At 70.2% G+C, this 19,820-nt stretch carries 16 protein-coding genes; 4 read left to right on the forward strand and 12 right to left on the reverse strand.

The window, feature by feature from the left end; translation table 11 throughout:
- The coding region (locus tag JF597_RS31340; protein WP_292904257.1) for a DUF5302 domain-containing protein at positions 1–146 on the forward strand (146 nt) is incomplete at its 5' end.
- Positions 147–574: 428 nt separating this feature from the next.
- On the opposite strand, the gene JF597_RS31345 is transcribed toward JF597_RS31340, so the two are convergent.
- The 4 genes from JF597_RS31345 to JF597_RS31360 all read right to left on the reverse strand — a co-directional run bounded on the left by JF597_RS31345 (position 575) and on the right by JF597_RS31360 (position 3,696).
- Complete coding sequence (locus JF597_RS31345; RefSeq protein WP_294003070.1) at positions 575–832, reverse strand: hypothetical protein; 258 nt, start codon at positions 830–832, stop codon at positions 575–577.
- A gap of 11 nt (positions 833–843) precedes the next feature.
- Positions 844–1,293, reverse strand: a complete 450-nt coding sequence (locus JF597_RS31350; RefSeq protein ID WP_294003072.1) for a DUF6884 domain-containing protein — start codon at positions 1,291–1,293, stop codon at positions 844–846.
- A gap of 281 nt (positions 1,294–1,574) precedes the next feature.
- A complete protein-coding gene (locus JF597_RS31355; RefSeq protein ID WP_294003074.1) occupies positions 1,575–2,966 on the reverse strand; it encodes an MFS transporter in 1,392 nt (463 codons plus the stop codon).
- A gap of 442 nt (positions 2,967–3,408) precedes the next feature.
- Positions 3,409–3,696: a hypothetical protein gene (locus tag JF597_RS31360; RefSeq protein ID WP_294003076.1), complete on the reverse strand. Its 288-nt coding sequence runs from the start codon at positions 3,694–3,696 to the stop codon at positions 3,409–3,411.
- A gap of 407 nt (positions 3,697–4,103) precedes the next feature.
- Here JF597_RS31360 and JF597_RS31365 point away from each other — a divergent pair, with 407 nt between their 5' ends.
- The gene (locus JF597_RS31365) at positions 4,104–5,108 is read left to right on the forward strand and encodes a GlxA family transcriptional regulator (protein ID WP_294003078.1); all 1,005 of its coding nucleotides are present in this window, start codon (positions 4,104–4,106) and stop codon (positions 5,106–5,108) included.
- A gap of 72 nt (positions 5,109–5,180) precedes the next feature.
- On the opposite strand, the gene JF597_RS31370 is transcribed toward JF597_RS31365, so the two are convergent.
- Both JF597_RS31370 and JF597_RS31375 read right to left on the reverse strand, forming a co-directional pair.
- The gene (locus JF597_RS31370) at positions 5,181–5,585 is read right to left on the reverse strand and encodes a nuclear transport factor 2 family protein (RefSeq protein ID WP_294003080.1); all 405 of its coding nucleotides are present in this window, start codon (positions 5,583–5,585) and stop codon (positions 5,181–5,183) included.
- Positions 5,586–5,812: 227 nt separating this feature from the next.
- The gene (locus tag JF597_RS31375) at positions 5,813–8,620 is read right to left on the reverse strand and encodes a multifunctional oxoglutarate decarboxylase/oxoglutarate dehydrogenase thiamine pyrophosphate-binding subunit/dihydrolipoyllysine-residue succinyltransferase subunit (protein WP_294003082.1); all 2,808 of its coding nucleotides are present in this window, start codon (positions 8,618–8,620) and stop codon (positions 5,813–5,815) included.
- Positions 8,621–9,002: 382 nt separating this feature from the next.
- Between JF597_RS31375 and JF597_RS31380 the strand changes: the two genes are divergently transcribed.
- Positions 9,003–9,371, forward strand: a complete 369-nt coding sequence (locus JF597_RS31380; RefSeq protein ID WP_294003084.1) for a MarR family winged helix-turn-helix transcriptional regulator — start codon at positions 9,003–9,005, stop codon at positions 9,369–9,371.
- Between the two features lie 232 nt (positions 9,372–9,603).
- Here the strand turns inward: JF597_RS31380 and JF597_RS31385 are convergent, their stop codons facing one another.
- From JF597_RS31385 to JF597_RS31395, 3 genes are all read right to left on the reverse strand, one after another.
- Positions 9,604–10,542: an NAD(P)H-binding protein gene (locus JF597_RS31385; protein ID WP_294003086.1), complete on the reverse strand. Its 939-nt coding sequence runs from the start codon at positions 10,540–10,542 to the stop codon at positions 9,604–9,606.
- A gap of 232 nt (positions 10,543–10,774) precedes the next feature.
- Positions 10,775–12,283: a CoA-acylating methylmalonate-semialdehyde dehydrogenase gene (locus JF597_RS31390; RefSeq protein WP_294003088.1), complete on the reverse strand. Its 1,509-nt coding sequence runs from the start codon at positions 12,281–12,283 to the stop codon at positions 10,775–10,777.
- 271 nt (positions 12,284–12,554) lie between these two features.
- Positions 12,555–13,925 carry a carboxypeptidase regulatory-like domain-containing protein gene (locus tag JF597_RS31395; RefSeq protein WP_294003091.1) on the reverse strand — a complete coding sequence of 457 codons (1,371 nt, stop codon included), beginning with the start codon at positions 13,923–13,925 and terminating at the stop codon, positions 12,555–12,557.
- A gap of 281 nt (positions 13,926–14,206) precedes the next feature.
- Here JF597_RS31395 and JF597_RS31400 point away from each other — a divergent pair, with 281 nt between their 5' ends.
- Positions 14,207–14,776 carry a TetR family transcriptional regulator gene (locus JF597_RS31400; RefSeq protein WP_294003093.1) on the forward strand — a complete coding sequence of 190 codons (570 nt, stop codon included), beginning with the start codon at positions 14,207–14,209 and terminating at the stop codon, positions 14,774–14,776.
- 78 nt (positions 14,777–14,854) lie between these two features.
- On the opposite strand, the gene JF597_RS31405 is transcribed toward JF597_RS31400, so the two are convergent.
- From JF597_RS31405 to JF597_RS31415, 3 genes are all read right to left on the reverse strand, one after another.
- The gene (locus JF597_RS31405; protein ID WP_294003095.1) at positions 14,855–16,903 is read right to left on the reverse strand and encodes an FUSC family protein; all 2,049 of its coding nucleotides are present in this window, start codon (positions 16,901–16,903) and stop codon (positions 14,855–14,857) included.
- 315 nt (positions 16,904–17,218) lie between these two features.
- Complete coding sequence (locus JF597_RS31410; RefSeq protein ID WP_294003097.1) at positions 17,219–18,394, reverse strand: glutathione-independent formaldehyde dehydrogenase; 1,176 nt, start codon at positions 18,392–18,394, stop codon at positions 17,219–17,221.
- A 293-nt stretch (positions 18,395–18,687) separates the two neighbouring features.
- Entirely contained in the window at positions 18,688–19,806 is a 1,119-nt protein-coding gene (locus JF597_RS31415; RefSeq protein ID WP_366916470.1) for a hypothetical protein, read from the reverse strand.
- Between the last annotated feature and the right edge of the window lie 14 nt (positions 19,807–19,820).

Here is a 19,820-nt window from a genome sequence, read left to right on the forward strand (position 1 = left end):
GAAAGTTCCGCGAAGCCTTGGCGCGCAAGCGCGGTGCGCAGGCGGACGCCGCCGATGTTGCCGCCAACCCGGATGCGTCGAAGGTGCGTGCCGCGCACGGCCCGGCTGCGAGCCAGCGGTCGTTCAGGCGTAAGAGCGGTGGCTGAGTCGATCAGTCCCGCGATCTGACCGCTTCACCGGCACTCGCGCTATCCACTCGCGCGCCGAGTGTGGCCCGCAACCTGCGCATGCCCGTGCGCGCGTTGCGGGTGGGACGTGGCCGGCGGTCTCGCCCGGGGGAATGGCCGAGCTGCGGTTGGCTCATGGCGGGTGGTGAGGAGGGGGCCCTCGAACTGGAGGCCATCATCCGCTCTGCGGAGGTGATGCGGCGGCCCCTGAAGCCGTCGGACGTCCGTCTTGAGGACCACGACGCGGTGTACCTGCCTGGCGGCCATGGCCGATGTCGGATTTGGCGTTCGACGCCGACGTCGGCCGGCTGCTGTCGGCGCAACACGCCTCGGGCAGGCCACTCGCGATCGTGTGCCATGCCCCCTCTGCGGTTGAAGGAAAAGGTCGGCGTCGACTTCAGCCGTGCTCAGTGCCTCGGCTTGGCGGCCCACAACTCCCAGGCGATGCCGTCCGGGTCGGCCGCGGAGATGAATTCGGCGGAAACGGCGTCCCGTACAGGCGAATGTGGCACCCCGGGGTCGTCCAGGCGTCGAGCCCAGCTGTCAGCGTGCTGGGCGTCCGTGCCGTGGCGCAGGGCGGCGAGGTTGATCCCCGTGCCGCCTTGACCCCTGTTGGTGCGGCCTTGAGGCCGCTGCCAGGCCGCCCCGCCGTGCGGCCGCCGCACGTGGCGTTGTGTCAGATGTAGTCCCGTCCCTCGCGCAATGCTGCAAGCCGGGCCATTTGCTCACCCATGCCGCGTGCTCCGGCCAACGGCGTGTGGATGTGCGGCCAGACTGAGCGAACGAGGCTGATGTGTCGTGCGCCGCCGAGGGCCACCACGGGGTCGAGGGCCAGGATGTCCCGCACGGTTGCCTGCTCCAGAAGGACCTGGCTCGTTACTGCCTCGGCTGTGCCATGGGGTGTGTCGTACGGCTCGATGACGTCGTCGAGGTCGAGGAACCCGTGGCGTGCCGAGAGGATGAGCAGCCGGTCAGGTTGCAGTGCATCGGCCGCCTTGCGGCATGCCCGGTGGTAGGAGCCGACGTAGATGTCTGCCGAGCGTGCGGGCGAGCCCAGTTTGCGGCTGCCACACGGGATGACGACCAGTTGTGGCTTGAAGTAGTCGAGACGGTCGTTTGCGGTCATGCCTGTCGTCCTGCCTGTGCGTGTGATGTGAGCAGTACTGGTCGTGCGCGCCCGGTGCGTCCTGGTGGAGACCCGCCTGCCGGGCGGCCGGGCAGGGGGATGGCGATGCGGAGCGGCAGTTCGAGAAGAGTGGGGCCATGAGTACCGCCGCCGCACGAACACCTGGTTCGCACTCGGCCTCTTCGAGCGTGGCCCCACTGTGTCCCCTGAGACGCCGCGCCAGCGCCATTCCGCCAGGCCCGTCGCGGCCCCGGACTCGCGCTTTGGCCGCCGGCGGCAAGTCAGCCCACGCGCTGCCTGGCGTCGGCCCTCACCGTCGGAGTCTCGGTCGGCGTCGGGTGGATCCCGACGAAGCCGAGGAACGCGCCGAAGGCCGTCACGCCGGCGGCGATGGTGAAGCTGAAGCCGTAACCGTGCGCGGCAGCGGTCACCGGGTCGGCGCCCGCACGCTGCAGCACGGCGGCGTGGCCGGTGCCCAGTGAGACCAGGGCGGCCAGACCGATGGCACTGCCGATCTGCATGGACGCATTGTTCATGCTGGTGGCGATGCCCGCGTCCTCACCGGTGGCGCCGTCCACTCCGGCGACAGTGGATCCGACGAGGACGAGGCCGCCTCCCAGCGGCACGAGGATCAGTCCGGGCAGCACGGCGGCCACATAGGTGCCGTGGCTGCTCAGCCCGGCAAGGAGAAGGTAGCCGACCGTGGTGACCGCAAGCCCACCTCCGTTCAGGGCCCGCAGACCGAACCGGGGAAGGATGCGCTGTGCCATCACGGTGGCGCTGAAAAGAATGACCAACCCGAACGGTACAAAGGCGAATCCGGTCGCGAGCGCGGAAAAGTGCAGTATGCGCTGGACATACAGGCTCAGCGAGAAGAAGAGGGTGGCGAAGCCGACATAGTAGCAGATACGAACGACGGTGGCGATGCTCCGGTTACGCGAGCGCAGGAATGCGAGGGGCATCAGGGGCTGGGCGGCGTGGGCCTCCACCAGCACGAACCCGATCAAGCAGAGCACACCGATCCCGACGCAGCCCAGGACGGAGAACGAGAGCCATGCGTGGCTGTCCTTCTCCAGGAGGCCGAACACGACCAGGAGCAGACCGAGGGTGACCGTCATGGCGCCGAGCACGTCAGGCCGACCGCGCTTGGTGGCCCGGCTTTCGGAGACGAGCTTGAAGGTGGCGAAAAACGCGAAGGCGGCGATGGGCAGATTGACGAAGAATATCCAGCGCCAGGAGGCGATGGTGGTCAGGACGCCCGAGAGCACGACTCCCAGGGCCACACCAACTCCGGCCAGGCCGCTCCAGATGGCCATGGCCCGTGCCCTTTCCTGCTGCTGTGTGAACAGCAGCGTCACCAGGGACAGGGCCGCCGGGCTGACGAGTGCCGCACCGACGCCCTGTACGAAACGGCTGGCGATCAGTACACCGGCTTGCTGGGCCACTCCGGCGCTCGCCGACGACAGCGCGAAGATCGCCAATCCGGTCAGGAAGAGGCGTCTGCGGCCGAGCAGATCGCCGAGGCGCCCGCCCAGCATCAGCAACCCACCGTAGGTGACGGTGTAGCCGTTGACGACCCATGCCAGGCCCGTGGTCGTGAAGCCGAGATCGCGCTGGATGGGGGGCAGCGCGACGTTGACCACGGTCACGTCAAGGAGCAGCATCACCTGCACCAGGCAGATGATCCCGAGCGCGCGCCACCTGCGCGGATCCGGTTCGGGAGTGGGACTGATCGGAGTCATCACTGATCGCTTTCTGTTCGCTCGGGCCGCCGCCGTGTCCCCGGACGCTGTCTTGGGAGGCGGTCGAGCAAGCCGGCCCGGCCTACGGACTTTCCCTGAGGTGTTCAACTCGCAGGGGCCGGGTGTGCGTGGCCGCAGATACGGACAGCGAAGGCGCACATTCGGTCGGCCGGCATCCAGGCGGCGACGAGCAGGGCATACAGGACGACGGCGATCCCAGACGAACAGCCGCGAGCCGGAATGTGCGGCGAGCGCGCTGGTGTCGGTGACGCAGGCGCCGAGGGGGAAGACGAAGGACCACCAGCGGGGTGCGAGGGCAGGCCGCTGCGGATTTCCCGTACGGTCAGCGCCGTGGCCGGCGTCCCCCGCGCTGTCACCGCCTGATCCGGTGCACACCGATCCACACCGTGGGCACCACCGCACCGACGGGCGCGTCATGATGCACCAGGCGGCTGTAGACCACGGCCGCCACAAGCAGGACCGCGATCAGCCCGAGGCCGAGCATCGAGTAGCAGCCCAGGAGCAGAGCCGGCCGCACTTGCCCGGTCGGCGTCCGCGGGACGAGCAGCGCGCCCGTCGCGGCGGAGACCATCGGCGGCACCACCGGCAACAGCCAGCCGCCGAACGCCGCGTCCGGCGTGAAACGGTGGCGCGTGACCATCAGATACGGAATCCGGATACGGAATCGTGCAGGTGGTGGCAAGACCCGGCACCGTACCGGCCGACCACAGCACCCAGTCCACATCCACCGCCGCACGCTCCCCGTCATGACGCCGTCAGACCAAGACATCGAGCACCGTCCAGGCCCGTTGCCAAGTGCCGGCAGGATGCCCCGATGTCCTTGTCTGAGCGTGTTGTGGCCGCATATGCGGCCATGACGAGACGGCAGTCGACCGCTGAAAGCGGGTGAGGCACCGAAACCCGAGGCCTCGATCCAACACAAGGGAACGCGGCATCATGCCTCAGGGACGCGGACGACACTCAGCGCGGGCGCGGGCGCGGCGGGGCGTCGCCGGGCGGATGATGGTGTCTTCCGCTATGGGGCCCAGTCCGTCCGGGAGGCGCACGATGAACGACAGGCCGTCAGGCAGGAAGCCGCTCCTGGTGACCGTGCTGGTCTTCCCCGGCGTACGGCTGCTCGACGTGACCGGCCCGATTGAGGTGTTCACGACGGCCAACGAATTCGGCGGCCGTTACCGCGTACGCACGGTCTCGCCGGACGGCGCCGATGTGGTTACCGCGGCCGGCACCGGACTGCGCGTCGACCTGGCTGCCGCGCAGGTGCAGGAGGCCAGCGATGTGGTCGTCGTTCCCGGTGGCCCGGAGTGGCCCTCCCTCGTCAAGGACGACACCCTGCTGGATGCCATAGGGGTGCTCGACGCGCGCAGCTGCCGCACCGCGTCCATCTGCACCGGAGCCTTCCTCCTCGCCGCGGCCGGACTGCTTGACGGACGCAAGGCGACGACGCACTGGCGCTTCGCCGACCAGCTCGCTCTGCGTTATCCGCAGGTGACCGTAGAGGCGGACGCCCTGTTCGTGCGCGACGGTCACATCATGACCTCCGCGGGCGTCAGCTCGGGCATCGATCTCTCGCTCGCCCTGGTCGAGGAGGACCTCGGCGCCGACGTCGCCCGTGCTGTGGCCAAGGACATGGTCGTGTTCATGCAGAGGCCGGGCGGCCAGTCGCAGTTCAGTGTCCGTACCCACACCCCGCGCGCGAGACAGGAGATGCTGCGCCGGGTCCTGGACGCGGTCGCCGAGGACCCGTCCGCCCCGCACACCCTTACCGCCATGGCGCGCCGGGCGGGTGTGAGTGCCCGCCACATGACACGCCTGTTCCACGACGAGATGACCACGACCCCGGCCCGCTACGTCGAGCAGGTCCGCATGGAAGCTGCCCAGGCGATGCTGGAAGACAGCGACGACCCCATGGCCACGGTGGCCCGGCGCACCGGCTTCGGGTCACCGGAGTCGCTGCGCCGGGCCTTCACGCGCAACCTCGGCATCACGCCGGGGGCCTACCGCGCTCGCTTCCGTACCACGCACACCGCAGGCGACGGCAAGCGCGCCTGATGCCCTTGAGGTATGCGGCGAGCTCAGGCAATCGACGAACTCCGACAGGCCGGCCGCGCCGGACGAGGCCAATCAGGCTTCCTCGATGGTCCGCCCCGGCATCGGCTCTGCGAGCGCGACCCGCCACGCGGGCGTGCCGAAGGGAGCGGCGAAGTACTGTGTCTCGTGTACGACCTGCTGGTCGGCGAATTCCATGACGCTCACCGAGTACGACGGCGCGCCGTCGTAGGTGATGACGCACTCGCTCACCCATACATCCGCGTGGCCTGTGATGCGCCGGATGGTGAAGCGCCGGTCGGCCGGGTGCCCGCCGCGTTGCGCCGCGATCGTCTCGCGCCCTCGGAAACGTTCGCCCGACTGCGGATAGTCCAGCACCGCGTCCGCAGCGTAGATCGCATGCTCGGCCTCGAAGTCTCCTCGTTCCGAAGCCTGCCAATGCTCCTCGATCGCAGCCCTGATCCGGGACTCCGCATTCATGGCACCGCCCCTTCCGTAGTAGTGCCAGCCTAGATATCTCCGGCCGCAGCCGCCCGGGCGCCTCCGCGGACCACCTACCGCTGCCGTTCTCAGAACCGAGCGAGCCGTCACCCCCGAATTGATCTTGATGACGGCAACCGTGCCCAAGTGACACCTGTCGCGTCCAGGCACAGCTGGGGCGACCGGGTACGCGGTGGACAGCCGATGCGCACCGCGCGAGCCGCTGGTCACTGGAAGGCCGACGCCACGAGAGCCTTCTGCTCCGCAGCGTGCCGGCGGCCCGAGCCGACCGCGGGCGCGGGCGCCTCGGGCCGACTCACACACTCCACGGCGCGCCGCGCCAGCCGGTGCAGACGCGGCGCGACGAACGACCATGCACCCTGGTTCTCCGGCTCCTCCTGCACCCACCGTACGTCCGCGGCCGAAGGGAAGCGGGCGAGTTCCGCTTCGAACTCCTCGTCGGGGAACGGGTAGAGGCGCTCCACGCGGACGATCGCCGTGTCGGTCGAGCCCGAGGCGTGCCGCCGGGCGTCGAGGTCGTAGAAGACCTTGCCCGAGCACAGCAGCACGCGCGTGACCCGGGCCGGGTCCACGGTGTCGTCCGGCAGGACCGGGCGGAAGCCGCCCTGGGTGAACTCGGCCGGGGCCGAGGTGGCCGTCTTCGACCGCAGCATCGACTTCGGGGTGAAGACCACCAGCGGCCTGCGGCCGTCCAGTGCCTGCTGCCTGAGCAGATGGAAGTAGTTGCCCGGCAGGGAGGGCATGGCCACGGTCATGTTGTCCTGTGCGCACATCTGAAGGAAGCGCTCGATCCGGGCGGAGGAGTGGTCCGGGCCCTGGCCTTCCAGACCATGGGGCAGCAACAGCGTCACGGCGGAGCGCTGGCCCCACTTCTGCTCGGACGAGGCGATGTACTCGTCGACGACCGTCTGCGCGCCGTTGGCGAAGTCCCCGAACTGGGCCTCCCACAGCACCAGGGCTTCGGGGCGGGCCAGCGCGTAGCCGTACTCGAAGGCCAGCGCCGCCAATTCGGACAACATCGAGTCGTACGGCGCGAAACCTGCGGCCCGCGGGCCGAGGGAGCGCAACGGCGTGTGCTCCGCACCCGTTCGCCGGTCTGTCAACACGGCGTGGCGCTGGCCGAAGGTGCCGCGCCGGGAGTCCTGCCCGGCCAGCCGCACCGGGACGCCCTCCAGCAGCAGTGAACCGATCGCCAGCAGCTCCGCGGTGGCCCAGTCGACCGCGCCGGTGTCGAGTGTCTGCGTACGCCGGTGGAGCTGCGGCAGGACGCGTGGGTGCACGGTGAAGCCCGGCGGCAGGTCGGCCTGCGAGGCGATCACCTGCCGCATCGTCGGCTCGCCGATCGCGGTCACCGCCCGCCGTGGTGTGCGCGGCGTGGTGTCCAGTCCGGCACCGGTGCCGGAGCCGGGAACGTCCTCGGCGGCGCGGGGAGCGGGCAGCATCCGGGTCTCGGCGAAGGCCTTCTCAAGGTGGTCCTGGTAGTCGCGGCGGGCACCCTCCACCTGCCGTTCGCTGATGTCGCCGCGTGTCACCAAGGCCTCGGCGTACAGCGTGCGCACCGACGCCCTGGCATCGATGCGGTCGTACATGACCGGCTGCGTGATGGACGGGTCGTCGACCTCGCTGTGGCCGTGGCGCCGGTAGCAGACCAGATCGACCACGACGTCCTTGCGGAAAGTCTGGCGGTACTCGAAAGCCAGCCGCGCGACGCGGTCGACGGCCTCCGGATCGTCGCCGTTGACGTGGAAGATCGGGGCCTCCACCATCCGCGCCACATCGGTGGCGTAAGTGCTGGAGCGGCCGCTGGCGGGCGAAGTCGTGAAGCCCACCTGGTTGTTGACCACGACGTGAACCGTCCCGCCCGTGCGATAGCCGGGTAGCTGCGACATGTTCAGCGTCTCGGCGACCACCCCCTGGCCGGCGAACGCCGCATCTCCATGGACGACGACCGGCAGGACGCGCGCGGACCCACTGTGTTCTGCCGCCAGATCCTGCTTGGCGCGCACCACTCCCTGCGTGACCGGGCCCACGATCTCCAGATGGGAGGGGTTCGCCACGACCGAGACGGCGATCGTTCCGCCCTGCAGAGCGCGGTAGGTGCCCGCTGCGCCGAGGTGGTACTTCACGTCTCCTGAACCCTGCACGGACTCGAGGTCCACCGCGTCCTCGAACTCGCTGAAGATCTGCGCGTAGGACTTGCCGATGATGTTGGCCAGGACGTTCAGCCGGCCGCGGTGCGCCATGCCGATAACGGCCTCTGCGACACCGTCCTCGATGGCACTGTGCAGCAGGGCGTCCAGCAGTACGACGGCCGACTCGCCGCCTTCGAGCGAATACCGCTTGTGGCCGACGTACTTGGTCTGCAGGAACGTCTCGAAGGCCTCCGCCGCCCCCAGCCGGTACAGGATCCGCAGCTGCCGGGCACGGTCCGGCCGACGCTGCGGGCTCTCGAGGCGCTGCTGGATCCAGCGGCGTTCGCGGGAGTCCTGGATGTGCATGTACTCGAACCCGGCACTGCCGCAGTAGAACTCCCTTAGAGCGCCCAGCACTTCATCGAGTGTTGTCACGGCGCGCCCGGCGAACCCGTCCACGACGACGTTCTGTGCTCTGTCCGTGCCGTGCAGTCCGAACGCGGCGAGCTCCAGTTCCGGATGGGCGGCGGCGGGCTGCGCCGCGAGCGGGTCCGTGCCGGCCATCAAATGGCCGCGTACGCGGTAGGCGTGAATGAGCGCCGCGACCCGGACGGCCCTGAGCGCGGCCTCGTCGCCGTCCTCACGGTTCTGAGTCGAGACGGCGCCCACCGGCCGGGTCGGCGATGCGCCTTGGGCAGCCGCGATGGGCAAGGACGCCGCGGCGGCCAGGGCTCCCGGGACTGCGAAGAAGTCCCGCCATGTCTGCTCGACCGAGCCCGGGTCGCGTAGGAAACGTTGCCGCTGCTCGTCCACGACCCATGCGTTGAGTCCGAAATCCAGTCCGTGAACCACGGTTCGAGCGGTGTCTGATTGCGAGGCCATGGCGTAGAACGCCTTCTTCCCTGTGTGAAGCCCTACGATCCCGACGCAACCCCGACAGCCGTCTGCCCCACGTGTTCCGTACCCCCGGATCCGGCACCCCGCTTCACAGACCAACCACTGCGAGCACGTCGCGTTGACGACTCTAAATCCGCGAGATAACGGGGACAGACGGTCCTCCGGGCCACATCAGCCTCATATTGGGACATAGGCCAGACCGCCTGCCGCGGGCGACCGCCGCCTAAGGGCGGAACGGGCGCGGACGATGTGGTGTCCTGATCCGAGGGCTTCACGTCTTACCGGCCCGCAATCAGCCTCGCGGGGAACCGGGTTACGACCATGTGGCCGCGAGCCCGCGGCCGGCAAGCACACCCGGGGAACCAACATGATCGATTGCGATCCGGCGGACACCGCACGGCAGCCTCCACCGATCCTGTGGAGTCTTGGCCTCCTGCACGGCGAGTTGCGGGCGCGGCACGGTCTGTCGCTCCACGACTACCTCGTTCTCGGTGCCCTTGCCGGAGCCGAGGGCGGGCCCGTGCCCGTGACCCAGCTGACGGCATTCCTCCAGGAATCAGGGACGCGGATGTCCGCCCTCCTGAAGAACCTGCAGGCTGCAGGACTGATCGAACGCAATCGCCGCGGCAGAGACCGCAGGACGGTCGAGGTCACACTGACCGAGGCAGGACGTGCCAGGTTCGCCGACGCCGAGAGCGCCGCGCACATGTGGCTGCGCCGGCACGTCCTCCTGTGACTGATTCACCCTCGACGGTCGTCAGCCGGAATCCGGTCGTCGTCGGTGTCCGAGGGCTCGGTGGTTCCACTCCTTCGCCGCATTCGCCGCACTCTGCCCCTTCCTGCTCGGACGCCGGCCTCCGGACACGGGTCTTCGCGGGTGATGTCATCGGCCCGTCACCGGTGACCTTGAGGGGCGGTGCGCCACGTCGACCGGCAGCCACGCCCCGGCGGATGGCCTGCGGGGACCGTCACGCCCCGGACGCTGCGTCGCCGACGGCGCTGGCCGGGGCTGCGAGCTCAGCGGTGCCGCGCGCGGTGTTCGGTGCGGGCCACCAGGCCGCGTCCGAGACGGGAGTCGCCGGTGAGCCGGTGAGCCGGGGGACCACGTCGGTGACCACGGAGATCTCCCCCTTCTCGATCGCCTGGTACCACGAGATCCAGGTTTCGATCTGGTTCCCGCTCATGCCCCGCCGCCATCGTCGTGCGAAGGCCTGCTCGAGGGTCTCGGGTTCGTAGCGGTAGGGCCGGCCGGTGGCCGCGGCGATCCGGGTGACCGCTTCGTCGAGGGTCAGGGCCTCGGGCCCGGTGATCTCAAGGATCGCGCCGTCGTGCTCGGAGCGGGGACCCTCGTCCAGGGCGACGGCCGTGATCACGTCGGCGATGTCCTCGTGGGTGACGAAGGCGGCCCGGCCGGTGTTCGTCGGGCCGCTGACGACGAATTCCTCGTCGGCGAGGGCAGCCGGCGTCGACGTGTAGAAGCCGGCCCGGAGTACCGTGTGGCGGATCCCGGCCCCTGCCAGGAACTGTTCGGTCAGCCACTGGTCGCGGGCGTTGAGGTACGTGGCGGTGGGCGCCGCGCCGACGAGGGACACGTACAGAACCCGGTCCACGCCGACCGCGATCGCGGCTTCGACCGCACTGGCGTGCTCCTCCAGTCGGCGGCCCGTGCGGTGTGCGGAGACCAGGACGAGGGTCGACGCGCCCTCGAGCGCCTTGCGCATGGCGGAGGCGTCGGCGTAGGCGGCCGGGCCGCGTCGCTGGGCGCCAGGCAGTTCGGGCATGTGGTCGGGGCTGCGCCCGACGAGGAGTTGCGGGACGCCGCGATCGGCCAGCCGGGCCGCGATCCGGCTGCCCAGCGCCCCGGTCACCCCGGTGACCGCCACCGTGGCGTGGTTCTTCTCGGACATACGTCTGCCTCCATCCGGGCCCGCGTCGATCGCGCGCCCCTCTTCAGAGTGCGTCTGGCGGAAGGGGTCTTGCCTCCGCTGCCTTCCCCGGTTGCGCGATGGCGTGGCGGTTCACCGCCGCGCAAGCGTCACTGTTCCCGGGAATCCGACCGCCCCGGACGCCGGGCGGCCCCGGGGGCAGGCCTGCGACCGCACCGGCGACCCGGGGGACCGGGCAGCTGCTGAGCGGGCGTCAGCGGGACGCGGGGAAGCGCAGGTCCGGACCGGACGCCGTCTCGGCAGCATCGGGCCAGCGACTCGTGATGACCTTGCCGCGCGTGTAGAAGTGCACGGCTTCCCCGCCGTACATGCGGTGATCGCCGAAGGCCGAGTCCTTCCAGCCGCCGAACGAGTGGTAGCCCACCGGCACCGGCATCGGCACGTTCACGCCGACCATCCCGACCTCGACCTCCAACTGGAACCGGCGGGCCGCGCCGCCGTCACGGGTGAAGATGGCGCCGGCGTTGCCGAACGGGGAGCCGTTGATGATGTTCATGGCTTCCTCGTAGGTCTTTGCCCGGAGCACGCACAGGACCGGACCGAAGATCTCGTTGCGGTACGCGTCCGAGTCCGTGCTGACCCTGTCGAGGAGCGAGATACCCATCCAGTGCCCGTTCTCCAGGCCCTCGACAGTGAAGCCGCGGCCGTCGAGCACCACGTCGGCTCCCTGGGCGGCCGCGCCCGCGACGTACTGCGCGACCTCGTCGCGGTGCGCCTTGGTGACGAGCGGGCCCATCTCGGACGCCGGGTCGTTGCCCGGTCCTATCCTGACCTTCGCGGCGCGCTCGGCGATCCGGGAGACCAGCGCGTCGCCCGCCGAGCCGACCGAGACCACCACGGAGACGGCCATGCAGCGCTGGCCCGCGGAGCCGTAGGCGGCGGACACCGCGGCTTCGGCCGCCGCATCGAGATCGGCGTCGGGCAGCACCAGCATGTGGTTCTTCGCACCGCCGAGGGCCTGGACGCGCTTGCCACCGGCGGACGCCCGGCTGTAGACGTGGCGGGCGACCGGCGTGGAGCCCACGAACGACACGGCCGCCACGTCCGGGTGGTCCAGCAGTGCGTCCACCGCGACCTCGTCGCCCTGCACGATGTTGAGCACGCCGTCGGGCACGCCGGCCTCCGCCGCGAGCTCCGCGAGGAGTATGGACGCGGACGGGGCCTTGCTGCTCGGCTTGTGCACGAAGGTGTTCCCGCAGGCGATCGCCATGGGGAACATCCACATGCTGATCATCGCGGGGAAGTTGAACGGTGAGATGCCGACGACCACACCGAGCGGCTGGCGGACCGAGGCCACGTCGACGTTGCTCGACACCTCGGTCGACGTGTCCCCCTTGAGCGCCGTGCCGAGCCCGCAGGCCAGCTCGACGATCTCCAGGCCCCGGGCCACCTCGGCCAGTGCGTCCGCGTGGACCTTGCCCTGCTCGGCGGTGATCAGCGCGGCGATGTCGTCGCGGTGCGCGTCCAGCAGGGCGCGGTAGCGGAAGAGGATCGCGGTCCGCCGAGCCAGCGGGGACGTGCGCCAGGTGGCGTAGGCCTCCTTCGCCGCGGCGACCGCGGCGTCGACCTCGTCGGCGCCGGCCATGGCCACCCGCGTGGTGACCTGTCCGGTCGCGGGGTCGGTCACGGGGCCCCAGGTGCCTGAGGCGCCCGAGACGTCTCCGTAGGGCTTGCCTGCGATCCAATGGGTGACAGTCTTCATCGGCGGAACTCCTTCGAGAATGACGGCGCCGGGCCGCGAGCTTCCTGTCGCTGCGCCTCAGGGGCCTTGGCCGCGCCCGGACCGGGCCGCGTTCTCAGCTGGGGGCACGTGCCACTGCGGCCACGCGGGCGGGACTGCTGCTGATATGGAATCTATTGCTCCGATTTCCGTGTTGCGGCAGATCCGAGGGCCGGGGCGCGAAGTGCCCCCCTCATGTCCCGCGCTGTGGTGGTCCGGGTCACCAGATGCCGAGCGGCAGTCGGTCAGCTCCTCAGGATCCGCGTCTCGTGGGTTCGAGATCGAGGGGTTGAGCCGCCGCGCGAGTCGTCCGGTCGCGTCGGTCGTGCAGGGTGAAGTCGGCCCGGACGGCCACACCGGACTGCAGGAGCTTCTGGTGCACCAGCGGGTTGCGGCCGGGGTACGAGACCACCACATTGATGTATCCCTCGGGCAGACCGGTCACGGCGTACTCGCCCCGCGCGTTCGTCGCGGTTCGCACGACCTGCCGGCCACTGGTGTCCATGACGGTCACCGAGGCATGGCGGACGGGCTGCTGCTCGCCGTCGTGGACGGTGCCCTCCAGCATCGGCAGCAGCTCGCCGAAGTGATGGGGGCGGACCGGAAGTGCCGTGGGCACGGGTGCCTCCACGGAGGGGTCCTCCACCGGCGGTTCCGGAATGTCCTCGTGCTCGTCCTCGGCTCCCTGTCGTGCGGCCCTGCGGTGGTGCCGCCACGCGTCAAGAGCCAGCAGGGTCACACCTGCCGTGATCCATGCGCACAGCACGAGGACCGGCTGGAGCACGCCCGCATCGTCGAAGTACAGGACCCCTCTCAGGCCGTCGACCGCGTTGCCGAGGGGCATGACGGTGTGCAGGCCCTGGAAGAACCTCGGCAGCAGCTGGACGGGGACCAGGCCGCTGGAGGGCACGCTCAGCACGATGTACAGGCCCAGACCCGCGAGCGGGAAGAAGTGCTTGACGAAAGGCGCCATGCCGAGGGAGAACGTGCCCACCGCGGTGGTGAGCAAGAAGGCGATCGCCAGGGCGGCGGGGGAGTCGGGCAGGTAGCCCAGTCCCACGCCCACGAAGAACCCCACGGCGCTGAACACCGCGGCGAAGCACGCGACCGTCAGCAGTTTCTTGCGGCGGTTGAGGGTCACCGCCCGCAGCAGGGAGGTCGCGAGGATGTAGCCGGGTATGTTCCAGGCGACCGCGAAGTACACCGGGGTCGTGCCGAGTCCGTCCTTGCTCACGGGGGGCGCCACGTCCGTGATCGTCAGCTTCTGGTGGTTGTGCGCCGCAAGCTGGGTGAAGCCCTTGGTCAGGGCCTGGTCGAGGCTCACCCCGTTGGCCCCGGCCACGTAGAGCACGGCGTGTTTGCCCTGCGCGGCGAAGCCGGCCACGGCGTCCCGGTCCAGTACCGCCCGGCGGGCTTCCCGGGCGTCCGTCACGGCGGTGACGTCGAACCCGCCGGGATGCTGCCGTTGCAGAGCGGTGTCGACCTTGTCCGCCACCGGGGCGCCGGCGATCACGAGCTTCGCGTGGTCGGGCTGAGGCTGGTGGAAGGCCATGGGGAAGCAGAACAGCAGCCCGAGGAAGAGCAGGGCCGGGATCGTCAGGGTCTCGGCCAGGACTTTGACCAAGGTGACACCGCGGGGACGCTCGGTCCGGTGTTTCACCGAACCACCCCCCGGGCGCCCCGGCGAGCCATGTCACTGTGCACGCGGCCGACCGGATGCCCGACGATCCGACGGCCGCCTCTTCGATGCCGGTCGTCCTGTACCACCCGCGATCCAACCAGTTTCACGGCGCTCCTCTCGGCCGTCCGCGCCCGACCATCGGGACGGCGCCCTTCAATAAATGTACCGATCGGCACATCTACACCCGTTGGACCCTACGCGTACCGATCGGTACAGTCAAAGCCGTGCCTCGCCCCGTCAATGCCGAAAAGCGCGCCGAGCTGCTGAAGCTGGTGGTGCACCACCTCCAGCACCACGGTGTCGCGCAGATGTCGTTGAGTCCGCTCGCCGAGTCCATCGGCACCACCAAGCGCATGCTTCTGTACTACTTCGGCAGCCGTGAGAACCTGCTGGCCCAAGCCCTGGCCGCCAGCCGCCCCGACGCCCACGCGATGTTCGACGACGTCGGCGACACCGCGGGACTGCGCACGGCGGCCCTTGCCCTGTGGGAAGCGATGACCGTCGGGGAGCAGTCAGGGCCGATTCGCATGCTGTTGCAGCTGCTCAGCCTGGCCGCCACCGACCCCGAGCAGTACGGCAGCATCGCGGCCGAGACCGTCGAGGTCATGATCGCCCCCATCGCCGCGGCGTACGTCCGGCTGGGGCACTCGCCGCAGCAGGCGCGGACCGGGGCCACACTCCTCGTCTCCGGCCTGCGCGGTCTGTGTCAGGACCGCCTGGTGACCCATGACGTCGCCCGTACCGATGCGGCCGCTCGCCGCCTCATCAGGGACGCGGTCGCGGCGGCCGACTGAACTTGTGCCCCCGCCCGGGCACTGATCGCGCAGCTCACCCCGAAGGCGGCGTCCGGTCCGGGGTTCCGGCGCATCGCCTCAAGGGCCGACTACGGCCGGGTCGGCCAGAAGGGACGGGCTCAGAACGGCTGACCCTGGCGGGTCTGATTCTCGTGATGGCGAGACCGGCGTACGTGTGGCGGGGCTCGACGCGGCCGGGAGACTATTGCCCGTTGCAGGAGGTGTCGCGCTCTCTGATCGCTCCGCCTCGGGGAATCGCCCCGCCTCGGGGACAAAAAGGCTGTCGGCCCGCGGGACGTGGCTCTCCATGAGCATCGCTGCCCGGCCGAACCCCTTGAGCGCCTCCTGCGCCTCCTGCGCCTCCTGCGCCTCCTGCGCCTCCTGCGACGTCAGACCCCTGGGGCGGACCGGTTCCCGCCGTGCCCGGTCGTATGCCTCCTGCCAGGCGGCACGTGCCTCCCTGCTCTCCAGCAGTGCCCTGCGCATGTCGGCATGATGCTCCCGGGTCGGTTCGGCGTAGTCGCGGACCACCGCGGCCGCGTAGCGGCCGTCGGCGGCGAGCCAGTCCGCAAGCCGACTCGGCAGTCGGGGTGTCTCCCATGCGGGGAACACCACGTACGCCAGCATTGCCAGGGCCCCGCCGAGCAGGGTGAGCAGCACCCGCTCCGGGACCGTCTGCTCCCATGCCTGGCCGCCCATGCCGAGCAGGAAGACGACGTATGAGGCGGTGAAGCACTGGGAGTAGGCGTAGCCGGTACGGTTCAGCGTGTACGACAGGCCCGCCGAGACCACCGCCAGCGCGCCGGACACATGGGCGTCCGGGCCCAGGGCCCGCACCACGCCGGTGGCGAGCGCGACCCCCGCCAGGGTCCCGGCGAGACGGGCCACCGCACGCGCGTACGTCCGGTGGAAGTCCGGCCGCATCACCATCACCGAGGCGATGGGCGCCCAGTAGCCGTGGCCGAGGGGTAGCCGGGCGGCGATCAGATAGCCGAGCGTGGCCACCGCCGCCAGGCGGACGGCGTGCCGGAACACGGGAGAGTCCCGGCGCAGCTCACGGCGCACCGCCCGGACGACGACCGGGACCAGCCGGAGCATTGTCGGGCGCACCAGGAACCGAGCGCCGTCGGGGCCGGGCGGCGTGGCCGTCCGCCCACGCGCGCAGCCGCTCCCGGCGATCTCCAACGCCTCGCCGAGCAGTTCCACGAGCCGCTCGGCGGCTTGCCGCGCGGGGCCCTCCAGCACCTCGTGCTCCTCGTCGACGCGCAGGACGTCCGTGCTCTCGGGCCGCACCTCGGCGGGAGTGCCGCGTCGGATCGAACGGGCGGCCGCGTCGAGCAACTCCCGCGCACGGTCCCGCCCGGGTCCCTCCGCCGGGGCGCCCACGTCCGGGTCGGCGAGCGCCGCGACCACCGGCCGAATGCGCTCGGCGAGTCCCCGGGGGCCGTGCAGGACGGGCGGACGGGTACGGGCCTGTGACGGCGTCACCGCGGCCGCGTCCCGAGCCGTCATCAACGGCTCCGGGTCGAACGGCGCGGTCGGGTCGTGCCGCAACCGGCGGGCGTAGTCCGCGACGGCGGCCAGGGCGTCGGCGAGCGCGTCACGATGCGCTCCCCAACGCCGGATCGGGAACAGCAGGATCAGCACGGCCTGCGTCACGCCCCCGAGCGCGATGACCCCGGCGTGCTCCAGGGCTCGCCCGACGCTCGTGGGCAGGGTGACGGTCACCAGCATGCTGCCCACGGTCGTGGCAGCGACGATCCCGGCGGTCGATCCGACGGCCCACGCCGTTCCCGCGGCGAAGGCCCATACGGCCAGCAGCGGAAGAAACGTCACGAGTCGCCCCGCCGCCAGGTAGCCCACGAAGGTGCTGACCGCCAGACCCGCGCCCGCGCCGAGCGCGACGACCTTGCGCGGACGCCAGCTGCGCTGGAAGGTGGCCCCGCCCGCGGAGTAGGCGCCGAGGGCGGCGGACGCGGCGTACGCGGGGGAGACCAGCCACAGCGCCGGCCCGATGACGATCGCCACCCCAGCGGCCGCGCGCAGCGCGGGCAGGGGCTCCAGCCGCGTCTCCTCGATCGTGAGCCCGGTCCGTACGACCTCCCCGAAGGCCCGCAGCCACGTCACGGGTGTCCGCCTGGCCGGAACGCCCTGCCGGGTCGCGTCGGCCTGGTCGAGGCGCGGCAGCCGACGGGCAAGGAGGCCTCCCACACGGCCCGCGAACTGGCTGGGGGCCGCAGCCGCCCGACGGGGTGCTGGCACTGCGGGCGCTGCTGAGCGTCCGCCGTCCGTCCTCCGTGCCGGAGCGCGGGCAGTTGTTGTCGGTTCAGATGCGTCCGGATCGCGGCCACTGCCCATGGCCCCGTCCGGGGGACGGGCAGCTCGACACGTTTCCCCCGGACCGGTCCGGGGGAAACAGGGGGCACGGCGGCCCCGAGTCTCTTACCGCTTGTGGCCGTTGCCGTGTCCGTTCGGATGCAGGACCACCTTGGTCCAGCCGTCGTCACGGGCGTCGAAGTGCTCGTAGGCGGTGGGGGCCTCGTCCAGGCTGAGTTCGTGGGAGACGACGAAGCTCGGCTTCGCCTTCCCGCCGGCGATCAGGTCCCGCAGGGCCCGGTTGTACCTCTTCACCGGCGCCTGCCCGGTCCCCATCTGCTGGCCCTTGAACCACATCATGCCGAAGTCGATCGGGACCTTGCCCTGGGCCTCCAGCTCGCCCTGGGCCTCCGCGCCGCCGGGGTCCTGGGGCAGGAACACGCCCACCACGCCGATGTTGCCCGTGAACCTGACCGAGTCGATCAGGCCGTTGAGCGTGAGGCTGGCGTCCTCGTGTCCCTGGGGGTCGTGTGCCTGGTAGCCGACGCATTCGCAGCCGTTGTCGGCGCCCAGACCGAGGGTGGCCTCCTTGACGACCTCCGCCGGGTTCTGCTCGGCGGTGTTGATGGGGATGGCCCCGATCTCCTCCGCCTTGCGCAGCCGGTCGGGCTGGTGGTCGGCCGTCCAGACGCGGCCGGCGCCCTTGAGGAGGGCGGAGTAGGTCGCCATCAGCCCGACGGGACCGGCTCCGAAGACGATGGTCTGGTCGCCCGGTTTGACGTGGGCCATCTCGGTGGCGTGATAGCCGGTGGGGAAGATGTCGGCGAGCATCACGTAGTCGGTCTGCCGCTCGGCGGCGTCCTCGCCCAGACGCAGCGCGTTGAAGTCGCCGTAGGGCACGCGCAGCAGTTCCGCCTGGCCGCCCTGGTAGGGGCCCATGTCGGCGAATCCGTAGGCGGCTCCGGCGAGGGCGGGTTCCGGCTGCATGGTCAGGCAGTAGTTGGTCAGACCCTGCTCGCACTGCTTGCAGAAGCCGCAGGCGATGTTGAAGGGCAGGACCACGTACTCGCCGACCTGCACCTTGCGAACGGCCGAGCCGACCTCCACCACCTGGCCCAGGTTCTCGTGTCCCAGGGTGCGGCCGGACTCGAACGAGGTGCGGCCCTCGTACATGTGCAGGTCCGAACCGCAGATGTTGGTGGTGGTGATCTTGACGATGATGTCGCAAGGATGTTCGATCTTCGCGTCCGGTACGTCCTTCACTGCGACCGTCCGCGGTCCTTCGTATACCGCTGCTTTCATGGTGGCTTCCCTGGATGTCACGGCATGGCGGTGCTGGAGAGGACGCAGAGAGCCTGACTCTCGGAAGTGCCGACAAGGTCCGTGGCTCCGCACGCCTCCGCGGGCCGTCCACCTGGATCAGATGGAACGGTCGTTGCCGTCGGGCCGCCGGGCGGAGCTTCGGCGCTCCGGCGGCGCTGCGTCCGGGTGCCCCTCGGCCCCTGGGCGAAACGACCACGCACCAGCCGATCAGCGGAATCCCCGAACCCGGACGACCCCCGACCGACGGGCACGTCTCCGACCCAGGTCACCCGCTAGTCACCGTCGTCGAGCAGCAGGCTGCGACGCTCCTGTTCGCGCTTGGAGTAGGCGGCTGCCCGGATCGCCTCATCACTCTCCAAGCCTGATCCCAGCGCGCCGCCCACCGTGGCGACCGATGCGACGAACCAGGCCAGGGTCCAGTACTGCGTGGCGTGCAGCGGCGTTCGTGTCGTGGAGGCGAACAGCCGGTCGTTGAGGATGAACAGCGCCCACACCAGGTTGATGACCACCAGACCCGCGTAGCAGACGACCACCCCGATACCCACGGTCACGACCGTCGAGGTGTTGTAGAGATGGGTCCTCTTCCTCGCCTCCGGTGAGACCTCATCCGTTCGATGCCACAGGTCCGCGTCCACGATCAGCCAGCCGATCATGAGAGCGACGGACCCGACCGTGGCGATCACCAGGCGTGGCGTGCTCAGGGAGGTGGCCAGGTTCCAGATGGTGGAGTTCACGGTGGCGACTGCTCCCGTGGCGAGTGCGGCCGCCAGCGCTTTCGACAAGCCCGGTACCAAGCGCCACGGCCGGTTGGCGCGGACCATACCGAGGAGCACTCTCAGGTAACCGCGCGGCCCCGTGACGACGTACCGCAGATCGGCGATCTCCTCCTCGCCGACCTGGCCCGGATGGACAGGCGCGAGACGACAGGTGAAGGGCCCCCGCAGTGGCTGACTTCCCGGAGGCCCCTCAGCCCCAGGGGCCGCGGGGCCCGCCAGGCTGAGCACGGCTTCTTCCACGGCCTGCCGGGCCCTGGTCTGCAGCCGGAAACCCCCCAGCGTGGGAAGAGACAACAGCGCCAGGCCGTGTTCGTGACTCAGATCCAACATGAGCTTGCGCCCATGTGAGTGCAGCGGAAGGTCGGTGAGGGCCACGACGACGTCCCAGTGCCCCGCACTTCTGCGGTCCATGATCCGGCGCGTCAATGTGGACAGGTCCTCGGTCCCTGCGGTGAAGGGCTCACTGACCACCTCCACGCCGAACCGCCGTTCCTGGCCTGACCTGCCGGCGAGCCGATCAGGAAGTATCCGGGCCATGCGCTGCGCGATCTCCGTGGGCGCGTCCGGGTCCGCCAGAAGAGCCACGACCGTAACGTCCTGAGACGACACCCGCATGACTCCCTCTAGTC

The organism is Streptomyces sp., from assembly GCF_019510245.1.
GTDB lineage: Bacteria > Actinomycetota > Actinomycetes > Streptomycetales > Streptomycetaceae > Streptomyces.